The organism is Flavobacterium frigidimaris (assembly GCF_002217275.1).
GTDB lineage: Bacteria > Bacteroidota > Bacteroidia > Flavobacteriales > Flavobacteriaceae > Flavobacterium > Flavobacterium aquidurense.
The window spans coordinates 47,141-64,159 of the sequence record NZ_MUGV01000012.1 but is presented as its reverse complement, the minus strand read 5'-3'; the positions used below and the strand labels follow the sequence as shown (position 1 = coordinate 64,159).

The following is a 17,019-nucleotide window of genomic DNA, read 5'->3' as shown; positions in this document are numbered from 1 at the left end:
TAAATATTTAAAGGCTATCTTAACGGATAGCCTTTTACTATAATTATGATAAAAATTTTAACGCCCTTTGAAAAAATATCAAAAATGAACAAAACCCTTATTTTATTGGGTTGGTTGTTTCTTTTGATTATAATTTGGTTTGCAACAACAGCTGGTCAGAAACACCTTTTTCCTTCGCCATCGCAAGTTTTAACCGGCTTTTCAGATTTGTATAAAGAAGGTTTGGTTGTACATATTTTCAATTCATTGTCTTTGTGTTTTATCTCGATTTTTCTGGCGACAATAATTTCTCTATTGTTTGCTTATGCATGGCCAATTCCGTTATTGAAACCAATTGCTGAATTCGTTACAAAATTTAGATTTTTGCCTTTTACCGGACTTTCATTTTATATAACAATGGTGGTGCACGATGCAAGAGCAATGCAGGTCTGGATTTTAGTGATTTTCCTGACTACTTTCCTAACAACCTCATTAATTGCAGTTATCAAAGATATTCCGCAAGAAGAATTTGATCATGCCAAAATGCTAAAATGTACTCGATTAGAAGTGCTGTGGCAGGTGATTATTTTAGGAAGGATAGATTATGTAATTGATGTCATCAGACAAAATCTAGCCATTACCTGGATGATGTTGGTAACAGTTGAGTCAATTGTAGTGGCTTCTGGAGGATTAGGGTTTTTAATCAAAAACTCGGATAAATTCATGAATACCGGACGAATCATTGCACTTCAAATTATCATTTTATTAATAGGTCTTGGCTTAGATGCAGGAATAAATTTCTTAAGAAAAGCACTATTTAGATATTCAAAAATATAATCATGAAACACGAATATAAAGAAACGCTTTTATATGTTGAAAATTTAAGTGTTGCCTACGATGATACCGTTATTATAAAGGATATTAATCTTGTAGAAAAAGACGTAATCAGAGATGGAGTAGACTGTACAGGTCAAGTTGTAGCTTTTGTTGGAAGATCTGGAAGAGGTAAATCTACATTCTTTAAAGCCTTGACTGGACTTATTCCATCAAATACAGGAAAAATTCTAATTAGAGATTTTGAAAACAAAGAACCTAATGCAGCTAAATCGGTAAACGAAGGCGACATCGGTTTTGTTGATCAAAAGTATACTCTGTTCAGGCATAAAACGGTTACTCAGGCGTTGCGGTTTTCACTGAGAAAAACAGCATTATCGAATACTGAAAAAGAGGAAAAGATAAAAAAGTATCTAAAAGAATGGGGTTTAGATAATTGTGCAGACAAATATCCTAACGAGCTTTCTGGAGGACAGAGACAAAGAACAGCTATTATAGAGCAATTGTTTTCATCGGATCAATTTATTGTTTTAGATGAACCTTTTTCCGGATTAGATGTTGGAAATATCGAAGAAGTAAAAAAATCTTTTGAGCTGCTAGGCAAATCATCTGAGTCTAATACGGTTATTTTTTCTACACATGATATTGAACTGGCCATTGAGTTAGCTCAAACCATTTACGTTATTGGTTATCCTACCATTAATGGAAAAAAAGAAAATTACGGGACCATTGTTGCAAAATACGATCTAAGAGATATGGGACTTTCGTGGAAAGAGTATTGTGATGATCACTTAAAATTATCAAAAGAAATTATTCATCAAATGATGATTTCTTAAATTAGCTTATGGCAAAAAAGAACAATCCGATATCGATTATTGAAGAATCATTTTTGTCTCTAAAAAAATATTTAGAAACAAATATAAATACTAATGAAGCCGTTTTTACGGCTTCATTTATTATGGATCTGCAAAAAGAAACAAGGCATATTCTTGAAATTTGCAATGTATTAAATCAGGATGCCGATTTTATTCAGAAGATAAATGAAGCAGTAAATCCGGTTTTTTCGAAAGGTTTATTGTTTAAAGCAGAACACTTTTTTCTTTCAGATATCATCGACATTTATGAAAGAGAATCCGCAAAGAAAAACGAAAAGCAAGAATTTGTTTTGGCGTATTATTATGATGCGTTGCGCAACAAACATTTCGCAGATGCAAATTCGGTAAATGAATTGAATCAATTGATTTTTACAGCAGAATTCAAAAATCATCTTTTAAAAATAAAAAAAGAGAATAGCATTATCACTGCCGATGTGAAACAAAATCAATATTTGTTACCTCAGATTTTAGCAGATAAAAAAAGCAATCAATTAGACGAAATTTTGGTTAAATATCAAAACTTCATTCATTTTGCTTTTGATAAAAAATTTGAAGACAGCACTGCTTTCAGTAATTATTTAGGTTTAAATTTAAGTAAGGCAAAAAGCGATAAAAGGGAAATAGATTCTCTTCCGGAAGAAGATACGCTCGAAAAAGTCCTGAAAGAATTAAATCAGTTAGTTGGTTTAGCAGCGGTAAAAAAAGATGTTTCAGAGCTAATTAATTTGTTAGAAATACAAAAAAAACGTTCTGAACAAGGACTAAAAAATGTTGAAATAACCTTGCATACTGTTTTTCTCGGTCCACCCGGAACAGGAAAAACCTCTGTAGCAAGACTTTTGAGCCGAATTTTTAAGCATTTGGGATTTTTATCCAAAGGCCAAATGTACGAAACAGACAGAGAAGGTTTGGTGGCGGGTTATGTAGGACAAACGGCGACAAAAGTTGATGCTGCTGTAGAATCAAGTCTTGGTGGTGTTTTATTTGTTGATGAAGCTTATGCCTTATCTCAAAATGCTTTTGGAAATGATTATGGAGCTGAAGCTGTAAATACACTTCTGAAAAGAATGGAAGATCATCGGGAAGATTTAGCGGTTGTTGTGGCTGGATATACAGAACCGATGAAGGTTTTTATAGAATCGAATCCGGGACTTCGCTCTCGTTTTAATAGATATTTTCATTTTGATCATTTTACTCCAACTGAATTATTTCAAATTTTTGAATCCTTTTGTCTGAAGTCTGATTTTATTATTTCTGATGATGCTAAAGAAAAATTGACCGACACTTTTGATTTACTCTACGAAAGTAAAAATGAGAGCTTCGGAAACGCCAGAGTAGTTAGAAATCTATTTGAAAAATGTGTTCAGAATCAGGCAAACAGAATTGTAAAACTAAAAAAAATTACCAATAAGGTACTGAAAACACTAACGGAAGAAGATATTCCGGAACCGAAGGAAACGGAACAAAATGTTAATTTGGAAATGAAAAGTAAAGAATCGTAAAAAAAAAGAGCCAACATCCCCAATTGTCGGCTCTTTTTAAAATATAGTAGTTTTTATCTTTTTCTATGTTTGAAGTTTAAGTTATAAAATGGTGATTCCTGGAATTACTCAAAAACCAAGAATCAATACCATTTTATAAATTTACCAGGCAGATAATCCATCTGCAGTGCTTTGTCTTTTATGGGAACAAACTAGCTTTATTAGTCCCAATGCTCTGTTTTTTTTTAAGGGTTACATTACAGCAGAATCAATCCCTTGTGCTTTGTCTTTTATGGGAACAAACTAGCTTTATTAGTCCCAATGCTCTGTTTTTTTTGAGGGTTACATTACAGCAGAATCAATCCCTTGTGCTTTGTCTTTTGTGGGAACAAACTAGCTTTATTAGTCCCAATGCTTTTCTTTTTTATAAGGGTTGTATTTCTAGCTTTTCTCGATCCCTGTGGTAACAAATTTAATAACAGACTATTAATTAAAAGTTACATAATTATTATCTTTAATTTATAGATTTCACATGTCCATTATTTTAAGTAATATTTAGGCAATAAAAAAAAATGAGTATTTTTGGTCTCTATTTTTTTTACAATGAAACTACAAATTCAGGAGCTTACTACAATTGAAGAAATGCTGGCTCAAATTGATACGATGCGTTTTCTTTATCCAAAACTTTCGATTGAAAAATACAAAGCATTTCTTTCAGAGATGGTTCCGCACAATTATATTCAGATTGGCGTTTTCGAAGCCGGTGTTTGTCTAGGAATAACAGGTTGTTGGTCGGCAACTAAATTGTGGACCGGGAAATATCTTGAGATCGATAATTTTGTCGTAAACCCGGAACATCGTTCTAAGGGAATCGGAAAATTACTGACAGATTATATCGAACAAAAAGCTATTGATCTGGACTGTAGTAGTATCGTTCTGGATGCTTTTACAGGAAATTTTGCTGCACACCGTTTTTACTATAATCAGGGTTACGGCCCGAAGGGATTCCATTTTGTCAAAATTTTGGATGAAAACAAACTAACGCAATAAAAAAGTATATTACTTTTTTTATTGAACCTGCAAAATCAGTATTAAACCAAAGAATTGGTTATTTTTGTTTTACAAACCTTATTATTAAATTATTTTGGGATTATATAAAAATCTATTCAAGCAAACTGCGATTTACGGACTAGCAACGGTATTACCGCGAATGCTGAGTTTTTTATTAGTAAGATTGTACACGGATATTTTGCCAACGGCTGAATATGGTGAAGTGTCAATTGTTTTATCGTGGATGGTTTTCTTTAATGTTGTACTTTCATACGGAATGGAAACAGCCTTTTTTAGATTCTACAGTGCCGAAGAAGATAAGAAAAATGTAATTGCAACTTCGACAATTTCTATATTCTGGTCTTCAATAATCTTTTTGTTTGTTGCCTTAATTTTTAGAAATACATTAGCTGCCCTGGCAGAAGTAGATGTACAATATATTACCTATTCCGTTTGGATTTTAGTTTTGGATGCTTTGGTTTTAGTGCCGTTTTCTAAACTTCGGGCGAATCAAAGACCAATGGTTTATGCCGCAATTAAAATTGGAAACGTATTTATCAATTTATTGTTGAACATTTTCTTCTTGATGTATTTGCCAAAACTGGCTGCTTCAAATCCTAATTCAGTTTGGGATAATTTATATGTTGAGAATTTTCAGATTGCCTATATTTTCATTGCAAATCTGTTGGCGAGTTTGGCCACTTTTGTTGTGCTTTCGCCAAATTATCTTTCGCTTGGAAGAAAATTTGATCCTGTACTTTGGAAAAAAATGATGAAATATGGTTTACCAATTTTGGTAGCAGGACTTGCATTTGCGGTTAACGAACATTTCGATAAAATTCTATTAGGATATTTATTGCCTGAAAATTTAGCAAAATCTGAAGTTGGGGCTTATTCTGCCTGTTATAAACTTGGTTTATTTATGGTTTTATTTGCAACAGCTTTTAGACTAGGAATTGAACCGTTCTTTTTTAGTCATGCTAACAATGAAAAAGCACCTCAGACTTACGCCGTAATTACAAAATATTTTGTGATTTTTGGTTCCTTAATTTTATTAGGGGTAATTGTTTTTGCAGACCTTTTAAAAATGCTTTTACTTAAAGATCAATCCTACTGGGAGGCTATGAAAGTGGTGCCGCTCATTATTCTGGCCAACTTCTTTTTAGGAATTTACAACAACTTATCAGTTTGGTATAAATTGACCGACAAAACAAAAATTGGGGCTTATATTTCAATTGTTGGTGCAATAGTAACTTTGGTTTTAAATTATTTATTAATTCCAACTTACAGTTATTACGGTTCTGCAATTGCAACAATTTCAGCTTACGGAACTATGATGTTGATTTCTTATGTTTTAGGAAATAAATATTATCCGATACCTTATGATATGAACAAAATTGGAGCTTACCTTGGAATTTCAATAGTATTTTCGGCTATATCTTTTTATGGATTTAGAGAAAATTACTTTGTTGGAATTCCGTTATTTTTAGCTTTCATCTATTTTGTTTACCATAATGAAAAAGATACAATCAAAGGAATTATGAATAGAAAGTAATAGACTTTTTAATCTTTTATAATAAAAAATGAAAATACAAATTATCAATAAATCACAGCACGACTTACCAAACTACGAAACAATTGCTTCGGCAGGAATGGATTTGCGTGCTAATTTAACCGAATCAATTACGCTTAAACCTTTAGAAAGAACTATAGTAAAAACAGGTCTTTTTATTGAATTACCAATTGGATATGAAGCGCAGGTAAGACCAAGAAGCGGATTGGCTGCGAAAAAAGGAGTAACCGTTTTAAATTCACCAGGAACTGTTGATGCTGATTACAGAGGCGAGATAGGGGTAATTTTAGTAAATTTATCAAATGAAGAATTTGTAATCGAAAACGGTGAGCGAATTGCCCAATTAATTATTGCCAAACACGAAAGAGCTGAATGGATTGAAGTTGAAGAATTATCAGAAACTTCAAGAGGTGAAGGCGGATTTGGGAGTACAGGCGTAAAATAGTTTTCGGTTTTCAGTCGCAGTAAACAGTTTGAACTTTGCGATCTTAAAAATGAAATGATAAACGAGCGACTTTGCGTAAATTCTTTGCGCTCTTTGCGGTTAAAAATTAAATCAAGAACCAACTCAAGAAGATTTTTTTAATCTTTCTATAAAAAATAAAGACAAAATGAAAATAATAGTTCCAATGGCGGGCCGCGGCTCGAGACTTAGACCACATACTTTAACTGTTCCTAAACCATTAATTCCGGTTGCTGGAAAATCAATCGTACATCGTTTAGTCGAAGACATTGCTAAAATCTTAAAACAGCCTATCGAAGAAGTTGCTTTTATTTTGGGTGATGAAGCTTTTTTTGGAGATGATGTTGTTGAAAGTTTGCAAGATTTAGCAAAAGGTTTAGGTGCAAAAGCCTCAATTTATCGTCAGGATTTACCATTAGGAACTGGTCATGCGATTATGTGCGCCAAAGAATCTTTATCAGGACCTGCCGTAATTGCTTATGCAGATACATTGATCAGAGCTGATTTCGAATTAGATCCAGCGGCAGATGCTGTAATTTGGGTAAAACAAGTAGATCAGCCAGAAGCATTTGGGGTTGTGAAATTAAATAACAATAATGAAATTATAGAATTGGTTGAAAAACCAAAAGAATTTGTAAGTGACCTGGCGGTTATCGGAATCTATTATTTTAAAGAAGTTGGTGAGTTGAAAAAGGAACTTCAGGGTGTTCTGGATAATAATATTCAGAATGGTGGAGAATACCAAATCAATGACGGAATTAAAGCGATGATGGCTAACGGAAAAGTTTTTAAAACCGGAAGCGTTGACGAATGGATGGATTGCGGAAACAAAGATGTTACCGTTGAGACTAACTCAAGAATGTTGGGATTTCTGCACAATGACGGAGAACATTTAGTAGATTATGATGTAACATTAGAAAATTCAACTATCATTCCTCCTTGTTACATTGGAGAAAATGTAGTCCTGAAAAACACTACGGTTGGACCAAATGTTTCTTTAGGAAAAGGATGTCATGTAACAGACAGTGTTATAAAAAACAGTTTAGTTCAGACGTTTTCTCAAATAAAAAATGCTAACTTAGACAATGCGATGATTGGAAACCATGTTAGTTATGATGGTAAATTCACAAGTATTAGCATTGGAGATTATTCGGTTTTAGAATAAAAAGAAAGTTTTAGTTGATTCTTTTTGGTTTAAAAATTAAATTATTAAAAGAATGAAAAAAGGGGTTTTAGTAATTTTATTTTTCGTTTTGCTAGGCAATTCAGCTTCGGTTTTAGCTCAGACTGAACCGGAAGATATTGCTATGGCAACCGATGAATATCAGGACTCTTTTTATGAATCGCTAAAACAAAAAGGAATCGAAAACTATGATAAAGCCATTGTATCATTAGAAAAATGCATTAAGCTAAAACCAAATGATGCTGTAGCTTATTTTGAATTGGGAAAAAATTATTTTTTCCTAAAGCAATATAGTAGTGCCCAAAGCTCGTTTGAAAAAGCGACGCAATTAGATCCTAAAAATAAATGGTACTGGCTGGGAATTTATGATGTGAGTTTTGAAACCAAAAATTATCCTTTGGCAATCGAAACGATTCAGAAAATTATTCCGTTTGACGAAGAATACAAAGACGATTTGATCTCCTTATACATGTTGACAAATCAGTATGACAAAGCGCTGTCGACAATTAATGAAATGAACGATAAGTTTGGAAAATCGGAAGATCGCGATCGTTATAAAATGCAGATTTTATCGCAGGGAAAATATCAAAATTCTGAGATTGCAAATTTGATTGATCAGATAAAGCAAAATCCGAAAGAAGAATCGAACTATGTGAATTTGATTTTTTTATACTCAAAAAATGAGGAAACAGACAAAGCGCTGGATGTTGCAAAACAATTGGCAAAAGAAATCCCTGATTCTGAGTGGGCTCAGGTGAGTTTGTTTAAAGTTTATTTAGATGCCAATAAAGCAGATCAGGCAATTAAGTCAATGAATATAATTTTGTCAAGTTCTAAAATTGATTCAAAAATAAAACATCGTACGCTAAATGAGTTTTTGATTTATGTGAATAAAAATCCGCAATATGCTCCGGATTTAGAAAAAGCAATTGCTTATTTCGACAATGATCCAAATGTTGATGTTGCAAAAGAAGTTGGTAAATTTTACCATAGCAAAGGCCAGTTTGAAAATGCAATTAAATATTACGAAAAAGATTTAAAGACAAATTCAGATACAGACCGCGAAACCAATTTGCTTTTGCTTGAGGCTTATACACAGGCAAAACAATTTGAGCCGATGACAAAAAGAGCGATGAATATGATTGAAGTTTATCCGAGCCAGCCGCAATTTTACTATTACGCAGGCTTAGGAAACAATAAATTACAACAATTTAAGAATGCAAAAACCGTTTTAGAAATGGGACTTGATTATGTAGTCGATGATAAAACACTTGAAGCAAATTTTAATATTCAGCTTGGAGAGGCATATAATGGGTTAGGAGATGCTAAGAAAAAAGAGGAATACTTTTTGAAGGCAAATGAGTTATTAAAACAAAAGAAGTAAAAAATGAAAAAATATATAGCACTAATATTGCTATCGGTTTTTGTGATTTCATGTAAATCAAAAGCTGTTGCAGTACAAAACACAGACAAACCTGTAGAAGCACCAAAAGAAGATAAAAAAGCGGTTGCAAAACATTACGACAATAAATTAGATTTTAAAACATTAAATATAAAAGCAAGCGCTAAATATGAAGATGAAAAACAAAGTCAGAATGTAACGGCAGATATCAAAATAGAAAAAGACAAACAAATTTTAGTAAGCGTACGTTTCTTGGGAATTACAATGGCTAAAGCATTGATTACACCAACTACAGTAAGTTATTACGAAAAAATAAAAGGCACTTATTACGAAGGAGATTTTACAAGTTTAAGTAAATGGCTGGGAACTGAATTAGATTATAGCAAAGTCCAAAATTTATTGGTTGGAGAAGCTTTGGACGATTTGAGAAAAGGGAAATATACACAGACAATTGTAGAAAATCTTTTTAAGTTAGAGGATGAAAAAGAAGCCAAAGTAAAAAAGACTTTTTACTTAGATTCTGAAAAATATTTAGTGCAAAAAGAAGAGATTTCACAACCTGCAGAAAACAGAATGTTAGAAATTAAATACTCTGATAGTAAAACTTTTGATCAGGGAATACTTCCAACAAGCATTGAGATTAATGCTGCTCAGCCAAAAGGGAAAACCAATATTAATTTAAATTATAACAATATTTCATTTAATGAAGAACTTTCTTTCCCATATAGTGTTCCAAGTGGGTATAAAAAAGTTATAATTAATTAAATTTGCAAAAAGAAAAAAGAAACATGCCAAAATTTCTCCTCAGCCTAATTTTTATTTGCGCCACAACTTTTACGTGGGCGCAGGATTCGCAACAAGAAAAACTGGAGCAGCGTAAAGCTCAGATTCAGCAGGAAATTAGAGATAATGAAAAAATGTTGCAGTCTGTAAAGAAAAAAGAGAAATCGGCAGTGAATGTCTTTTTAATTCAGGCGAATAAAATTAAACTGAAAGAAAAACTGATCAATACTACCGCAAAGCAAGAAAAACTTTTAAGCAATGACATGTATATTAATCAGGTTCAGGTTAATAAGTTAAAAAAGGAATTGACGGTATTAAAAGAAGATTATTCTAAAATGATTCTGAAATCATATAAGAGTCGATCTGAGCAAAGTAGAGCGATGTTTATTTTGTCTTCTGAAAGTTTTTTGCAGGCCTATAAAAGAGCGCAGTATTTAAAACAATATACCAATTTTAGAAAAAATCAAGGTTTAGAAATTCAATCTAAAACAGCTCAGTTGGTTGATTTTAATGCTAAATTGGATGGCCAAAGACAGGTTAAGAAAAAGATTATTGCTGAAAATCAAAAAGAAAAAGTAAGCTTAGAAATTGAAAAGAAAGAACAGCAAAAATTAGTTAACTCGATTAAAAAAGACAAAAACAAAATTATTGCTGATACGAGAACGAAACAGGCAGAAGCTAAAAGAATTGACAGACAAATTGATCGTTTGATTCGTGAAGCTATTGCAGAAGCAAATAGAAAAGCTGCAGCTGAAAGAGCAAAAGAAAATCCGGGATCGACCGCTCCGGCAGCTCCGGTTTCATCATCAAAAATTGCCTTAACACCAGAAGGAAAAATCCTGGCTGCCGACTTTAAAGCAAATCGTGGAAAATTACCATGGCCAGTAGAAAAAGGATTTATTTCATTAGGATATGGTGATCAACAACATCCGTTGTATCCAAATTTAACGGTTCATAATTCAGGAGTTGAGATCACAACGGAATCTGGCGCAACTGCACGTGCCGTTTTTGAAGGGACGGTTTCAAGTGTTATCGTTTTATCTCCAATCAACAGGGCGGTTATGATTCAGCACGGAGATTATTTCACGGTTTATCAAAACTTAAGTCAGGTATTTGTAGAAAAAGGAGACAAAGTAAGTATCAAACAAAGTATCGGAAAAGTGAGAACTAGTGGTGATACCGGAAAAACAATTATTAAGTTTTTGATTCTTCAAAATACGTCAAATAATAATCCGGAAGGATGGTTACAAAATAGATAAAGAAAGGGAGCTAATTAAGCTCCCTTTTTTTATTGTTGTTGTTGTTGTTGTTGTTGCAAATGATCCATATAATCGAGTTGCTCCTGAACTCGTGATGAAACTTCCTGAAGTTTGACATCGTTGATTTCTTCAAATTGTCTTCCATCTTCGTAACCAATAGAAACACAAACGGAAAGTGTTTGTCTCGCTAATCCCTTAAAAGTTCCTTTTATAGGTGTACAATCGCTAAAATTTCTTCCCACAGAAAGGCGTACATGATTGTCCATTGTCCAGATATTATTTGTCGGATCCAGACCTAGCCAACCTTGTTTTGGCGTAAAAATTTCTACCCATGCATGTGTTGCACCTTCGCCTCGAAGTCCGCTTTCATTAGGACAAATATAGCCGCTGACATAACGTGACGGAATTCCGGTCGTGCGCAAAAGCTGTAATAGAATATGAGCAAAATCCTGACAGACACCTTTTTTGAGCGTCAAAATTTCATCGACAGTTGTTTCAATATTGGTGATTCCTTTAGTGTAAGTAAAATTATCAAAAACATAAGCATTGCATTGCCGGGCAATTTCAATTATAGATTTGTTTTCAATATTTATCTCTTTTAAAATGGCTTCAATTTCATTTTGTTTCTCAATATCATCCAAATAGCAAAGTCGCAGTAACATAATGCTTTTTTCTTTTTGAGCCTGAATATCTTCCACGGAAGTGGTATCAATCTCCGGAATTTTAAGAGAATGATTCACTCTAACTAACATTCGGGATTCGATTATCATTTCGGTATGAGCATCTAAAACATTGAAATTTCCAACGCGATTTCCATAATAATCTTCAGAAATATCGACATCAGGATTGTGTGTAATTAAAAGCTGATATTGCAATACTTCCTGATTTTGAAAATGATGTGGGAATAACCGAATTTCATTAATACTTTCTTTTATGGGATAATTGTATTGGTATTTTGTAAGGTGAACTATTTTAAAAACCGCCATATTTTTAGGTATAAGAAAAGAATAATTTTGAAAAATCTGTCGAAAATTGAATAAGCTGATTTTTAGTGTTTCGTAAAACTTCTTCCAATTCCTGATTTGTCAAATGTTGATAATCGGTATAAGCCACATAACTTTTCAATCGGCCAAACTGGTTCATTAAAGTGCGTGCTTCACTCAAATCATTGTCTTTGAAAAGACAGTTTAAATAAGTGTTTATAAAGTCTAAAGTATAGATTACAGAATGCGCAAAATCCATATTGAAAATAACCTGATGAGCAACTTTTCGATTGTGCGAAATGTTGCTGTAGCTTTTTAAATACAATTCATATCCGGACAGAGACAGCAATAAACGGCGCCAATACATTAAATCTTCTTCGCCTTCGAGATTATAATTAATAGGAGCAAAGTAAGCCTGAGTCATCGAAATAGTTTGTAAACATCTTTCGATATGTTTGCCAATGCTCGAAAAACACCAGCCCAAACCTCGTGGCATTGTCACCTGAAGGATTCCATTATAGAGTAATAAATCTTTATTGAGTTTGGTAATAATTTTTAGCGCATCAGTTGTTTCCAGTTTTTTTGGAAGATCTGACGAGTTCATATAATGATACATCGAGTTGATATGTTCCCACAATTCTTTTGTTATTTTATCCTGAGAACCACGTGCATTTTCGCGCGCTTTTACCACTAAATTTTTAACCGAATTGTCATTTTGATTGTCGCAAATAATGTATTTGAGAACATAAGTTGTGTCATATTGTATCGCATGAATTTTATCTCTTGACAAATTAGTATAATATTCTAATAAAGGTTTATAGCCCTGAGAGTCATTAATTTCTTTGTCAAAAGATAAAATATAGGAAGTGTTCAAAGTAAGCAACATTCCATCTGTACGTTCCATATATCGGTTGAGCCAAAACATTCCGTCGGCAACTCGACTAAGCATATTTACTCCCATTTTTGAATGTTTTTTGAGGTTAGAATAAGGTGTTTATTTTATAATCCAGGTGTCTTTACTACCGCCACCCTGAGAGGAATTGACAACCAAAGAACCTTCTGTTAAAGCAACGCGAGTTAATCCGCCGGGAACAATTTGAATGCCTTTTGGTCCACATAACGCATAAGGCCTCAAATCGACATGGCGTAATTTGAGTTGCCCGTCTATTAAACAGGGAACAGTACTCAATTGTATAATAGGCTGTGCAATAAAATTTCGAGGTGTTTTGGCTATTGCAATTTTGGCATCGTCCATTTCTTCCTGCGTTGCCTTGTTACCCATGATCATTCCGTAACCGCCACTTTGATTGGTTTCTTTAATAACCATCGTTTCCATATTGGCAAAAACGTGTTCGCGCTCGTCCAGATTTTCCATTCTGTAAGTAGGAACATTTTTCAAGATTGGTTCTTCGTTCAAATAATATTTAATCATATCCGGAACATAAGCGTAAATCGCTTTATCATCGGCAACGCCATTTCCGACAGCGTTTACTAAGGCCACATTTCCTTGTCGATAAGCACTGATTAATCCAGGAACACCAAGTGCACTGTCTGGTTTAAAAACCAAAGGATCCAGATATTCATCATCTAAACGGCGATAAATAACATCGACTTGCTGTAAGCCGGATGTGGTTTTCATATAAACGCGATTATTATTGACGACCAAATCTCTTCCTTCAACCAAAGGAATTCCCATTTGGCGTGCCAAATAAGTATGTTCGTAATACGCCGAATTATAAACACCGGGTGTCATCAAGACCACATTTGGATTAGAAACGTTTCTCGGCGAAAGCGAGACCAGAATGCTATGAAAAATCATCGGATAATTACTGACCATACTTACATGGTTTGACGAAAGCATATCGGGGAAGATACGTTTAGTAATTTCTCTATTTTCTAACATATAACTCACACCGCTCGGGCATCGCAGATTGTCTTCCAAAACATAAAACTCACCTTTTGCTCCGCGAATTAAATCGATTCCGGCAATGTGAACGTGTATATTATGCGGGACTTTTATTCCCTGAACCTCTTGTATATAATGTGGACAAGAAGCAATTAATCCCGCAGGAATGATTCCATCTTTGATAATATTTTGCTCATTATAAATATCTTCCAAAAATAAATTCAACGCCATTAAACGCTGTTTTATTCCAGATTCCACTTCTAACCAATCGTTTTGTGTGATGATTCTCGGAATGATATCAAAAGGGAATATTCGTTCAATTCCGTTGGCATCATCACTGTAAACAGTAAATGTAATTCCCTGATTCATGAAGAGATCAGAAGCCTGTTGTTGTTTGTTGGTTAAATTTTTATGACTTAAACTTTGTAAAGTTTTAAAAACCTGACTGTAGGAATCCCGAACGCCTTCTTTTGAGAACATTTCATCCCAACCTTTATGATTTAAACTGGGTGCTAGCTTCGCCATACTCTAATTATTAAATAAATTGAATTATAGACTTTTTGATGAAAAATATTCATTTTTTGATCTAAAATACAAATTTATTTTTCTGTTAAGTTTTAAAATAGTATGGATTTTATAATTTATACGCGATTCTTTTTTTGACCTTTCTATTTTGAAAATTATACTTTTTAAGGCTATGTTTTTTTTCAATTTCATATTCGGAATATCGGCTTTGTTGAAGTGTAAGCCCTTAAAAACTAAATGAATGATTATTAAAACAGAAAAAGGGAACCATTATAGCTCCCTTTAATTTATAAACTCCAATAGTTGGAATTTGGAATTTAAAAAAATTGAAATTTCACTCAATCGTACTGTTCCAAAAAATATTTTACAACATCGGTGGTTGTTACGATTCCTTTAAGTTCGCCACTATCTACAACAGGCAAAGCGTGAAAATCTTCTTTGGCAAAAATTTCAGCCAGATCTCTTATACTAAGATCTGATGAGACTGTTTTGGGTTTTGAAGTCATAACCTGAGAGATTGTCAGCATGTCCAGAACGGCTTCATCAGCACCTTCCTGTCCTTCAAACAAGGCACCAAAAGTTAATCGGTTGATATCCGTTCTGCTAATAATCCCTACAACTTCTTTCCCTTTCACAATAGGAATATGGCGAATCGTATTTTTCTTTAGTTTCTCAACAACCATTTTAAGGTCGTCATTTTGGTTTGCAGTCACTACGGTTTTGGTCATAATATGACTGATTGGTTCTCTTTTTTTCATAATTGATTTGTTACTTTGTTAGTATCAAATATGTCGAATAATCCTGATAAAAAATATGACTTTTATCATCGTTGAGATCTAAGAAGGATAATCTGATTTATTGGGTTTTCATCAAAAAAAGAATCAAAATGGAAGTAAAAAGAGGTAAGAATGTAAAAATCATTCTATTGTTCAATGGAAATTGTATCTAGTGAAATTTAAAAATAGTATTTTTGCACTATGGAAACAAATAGACAGAAAAAAATAGGCGGTGTCATCCAAAAAGATTTGGTTGATATTTTGCAAGGTGAAGTGCGAAAAAACGGAATTAACAACTTGGTAATTTCCGTATCCAAAGTTAGCGTTACATCAGATTTATCTGTGGCAACAGTATATTTAAGCATTTTTCCACAAGAAAAAGCAAAGGAAACTTTAGAAGGTATAAAATCGAATACAACCTTAATTAAACACGATTTGTCACAACGTGTACGTTTGCAATTGCGTCGTGTACCCAACCTGGTATTTTTTATCGATGACTCATTAGACTATATCGAAAAAATTGACAACGCTTTATCAAACAGAGAAAACCCAATTGAAAACCGTGATCTTTTAGAAAAAAGAAGAAAATCATAAGTTGAATTTCCCCCTTTACATAGCCAAACGTTACATTTTTAGCAGAAGTAAAAACAATGCTATCAATATTATTAATCGCATTGCCAGCATGGGAATTATTGTTGGCACAATGGCCTTGTTTGTGGTTTTATCTGTTTTTAGCGGACTAAAGGTATTCAGTCTTTCTTTCACGAATGAAATTGACCCCGATTTAAAAATTACAAGTACGCTGGGAAAATCATTTTTGATTACGCCGGATCAGGAAAGTAAAATTAAAAAGATAGATGGCGTTGCTTCGTATACCAAAATTATCGAAGAACGTGTTTTGTTTTTGTTTAAAGACAAACAACAAGTTACGTATTTAAAAGGAGTGGACAGTCTTTATCCGGTTGTAAACGATATCCGAAAAAAGCTTTTTAATGGTCAATGGATTAAGCCTGATACCTATCAGGTAGTCGTTGGTTATGGTATCGCAAGAGATTTTTCGATGGGCGTTTTAGATTTTGAAAACCCCTTGCAGATATTTGCGCCAAAACCGGGAAAAGGGGCTTTTGAAAATCCCGAAGAAGCTTTTAATAAAACCGATGTTTTGCCTGTCGGAATTTATTCAATCAGCGAAGATTTAGATTCGAAATATGTGTTTGCCGATTTGAGCTTGGCACAGGAATTATTGATGTACAAACCAAATCAGATTTCGGGCGTAGAATTCAAATTAAAAGAAAATGCCAATGAAGATGCAATCCGATCTCAACTGGAAAATATTTTCAAAAATAAAATCACAATCAAAAACAGAGCGCAACTCAATGAGTCTTTGTATAAGATGCTCAACACCGAAAACATTGCAGTTTATCTGATTTTTACTTTGGTGATAATTGTGGCACTTTTTAATTTGGTTGGCGCCTTAATTATGATGATTCTAGATAAAAAAGGAAACCTGAAAACCCTTTTTAATCTTGGAACAGAAATTAAAAGCCTTCGAAAAATATTCATGCTTCAGGGAACCCTGTTAAGTGTTTTTGGAGGGATTATTGGCCTTGCTCTTGGAATTATTATGGTTGTTTTACAGCAAAAATACAACTTTATTATGTTGACCCCAACTTTGGCCTATCCTGTCGTTTTTACTTTAGAAAACGTACTTATCGTAATGGCAACAATCGTTTCACTTGGTTTCGTAGCCTCTCTAATTGCCAGCAGCAGAGTGAGTAAAAAGCTGTTAGATTAATATTTCTTCTTAAAAAATATTACCTATATTTATCGTCTTAAAAAGCTACAGCATATGATTGTTTCTGCCTAATCCTATATTTATTTTTTAATAATTAGGATACTAACGTTTATTTTTTCGAGTTCAGATAACTTATTCTGGACCAATTTTAT

At 33.4% G+C, this 17,019-nt stretch carries 16 protein-coding genes; 12 read left to right on the top strand and 4 right to left on the bottom strand.

What is annotated here, in order from left to right; all coding sequences use genetic code 11:
* Positions 1–84 precede the first annotated feature (84 nt).
* The 10 genes from B0A65_RS06165 to B0A65_RS06120 all read left to right on the top strand — a co-directional run bounded on the left by B0A65_RS06165 (position 85) and on the right by B0A65_RS06120 (position 10,882).
* Positions 85–816, top strand: coding sequence for an ABC transporter permease (locus B0A65_RS06165; protein ID WP_123890284.1), 732 nt, complete (start codon positions 85–87; stop codon positions 814–816).
* 2 nt (positions 817–818) lie between these two features.
* Entirely contained in the window at positions 819–1,649 is an 831-nt protein-coding gene (locus tag B0A65_RS06160; RefSeq protein WP_074660086.1) for an ATP-binding cassette domain-containing protein, read from the top strand.
* A gap of 8 nt (positions 1,650–1,657) precedes the next feature.
* Entirely contained in the window at positions 1,658–3,190 is a 1,533-nt protein-coding gene (locus B0A65_RS06155; protein WP_089069614.1) for an AAA family ATPase, read from the top strand.
* A gap of 582 nt (positions 3,191–3,772) precedes the next feature.
* Positions 3,773–4,219, top strand: coding sequence for a GNAT family N-acetyltransferase (locus B0A65_RS06150; protein WP_074660085.1), 447 nt, complete (start codon positions 3,773–3,775; stop codon positions 4,217–4,219).
* A 94-nt stretch (positions 4,220–4,313) separates the two neighbouring features.
* The gene (locus B0A65_RS06145; protein WP_074660084.1) at positions 4,314–5,774 is read left to right on the top strand and encodes a lipopolysaccharide biosynthesis protein; all 1,461 of its coding nucleotides are present in this window, start codon (positions 4,314–4,316) and stop codon (positions 5,772–5,774) included.
* Positions 5,775–5,802: 28 nt separating this feature from the next.
* On the top strand, positions 5,803–6,237 hold the full coding sequence (dut, locus tag B0A65_RS06140) for a dUTP diphosphatase (RefSeq protein ID WP_074660083.1): 435 nt from the start codon (positions 5,803–5,805) through the stop codon (positions 6,235–6,237).
* 166 nt (positions 6,238–6,403) lie between these two features.
* On the top strand, positions 6,404–7,420 hold the full coding sequence (locus tag B0A65_RS06135) for a sugar phosphate nucleotidyltransferase (protein ID WP_074660082.1): 1,017 nt from the start codon (positions 6,404–6,406) through the stop codon (positions 7,418–7,420).
* Between the two features lie 52 nt (positions 7,421–7,472).
* Entirely contained in the window at positions 7,473–8,822 is a 1,350-nt protein-coding gene (locus B0A65_RS06130; RefSeq protein WP_074660081.1) for a tetratricopeptide repeat protein, read from the top strand.
* A gap of 3 nt (positions 8,823–8,825) precedes the next feature.
* Entirely contained in the window at positions 8,826–9,605 is a 780-nt protein-coding gene (locus tag B0A65_RS06125) for a DUF4292 domain-containing protein (RefSeq protein ID WP_074660080.1), read from the top strand.
* Positions 9,606–9,628: 23 nt separating this feature from the next.
* Positions 9,629–10,882, top strand: coding sequence for a murein hydrolase activator EnvC family protein (locus B0A65_RS06120; protein ID WP_074660079.1), 1,254 nt, complete (start codon positions 9,629–9,631; stop codon positions 10,880–10,882).
* A gap of 29 nt (positions 10,883–10,911) precedes the next feature.
* Here B0A65_RS06120 and B0A65_RS06115 read toward each other — a convergent pair whose 3' ends face one another.
* The 4 genes from B0A65_RS06115 to B0A65_RS06100 all read right to left on the bottom strand — a co-directional run bounded on the left by B0A65_RS06115 (position 10,912) and on the right by B0A65_RS06100 (position 15,054).
* Positions 10,912–11,868 carry a transglutaminase family protein gene (locus B0A65_RS06115; RefSeq protein ID WP_074660078.1) on the bottom strand — a complete coding sequence of 319 codons (957 nt, stop codon included), beginning with the start codon at positions 11,866–11,868 and terminating at the stop codon, positions 10,912–10,914.
* 4 nt (positions 11,869–11,872) lie between these two features.
* Entirely contained in the window at positions 11,873–12,826 is a 954-nt protein-coding gene (locus B0A65_RS06110) for an alpha-E domain-containing protein (RefSeq protein ID WP_074660077.1), read from the bottom strand.
* Between the two features lie 33 nt (positions 12,827–12,859).
* Positions 12,860–14,296 (bottom strand): circularly permuted type 2 ATP-grasp protein, encoded by a 1,437-nt coding sequence (locus B0A65_RS06105; RefSeq protein WP_074660076.1) that lies wholly within the window; start codon positions 14,294–14,296, stop codon positions 12,860–12,862.
* Positions 14,297–14,634: 338 nt separating this feature from the next.
* Positions 14,635–15,054 carry a CBS domain-containing protein gene (locus B0A65_RS06100; RefSeq protein WP_074660075.1) on the bottom strand — a complete coding sequence of 140 codons (420 nt, stop codon included), beginning with the start codon at positions 15,052–15,054 and terminating at the stop codon, positions 14,635–14,637.
* A gap of 219 nt (positions 15,055–15,273) precedes the next feature.
* Between B0A65_RS06100 and rbfA the strand changes: the two genes are divergently transcribed.
* Entirely contained in the window at positions 15,274–15,666 is a 393-nt protein-coding gene (gene rbfA / locus B0A65_RS06095; RefSeq protein WP_007808467.1) for a 30S ribosome-binding factor RbfA, read from the top strand.
* Between the two features lies 1 nt (position 15,667).
* Positions 15,668–16,867, top strand: a complete 1,200-nt coding sequence (locus tag B0A65_RS06090; protein ID WP_074660074.1) for an ABC transporter permease — start codon at positions 15,668–15,670, stop codon at positions 16,865–16,867.
* Positions 16,868–17,019: the final 152 nt, after the last annotated feature.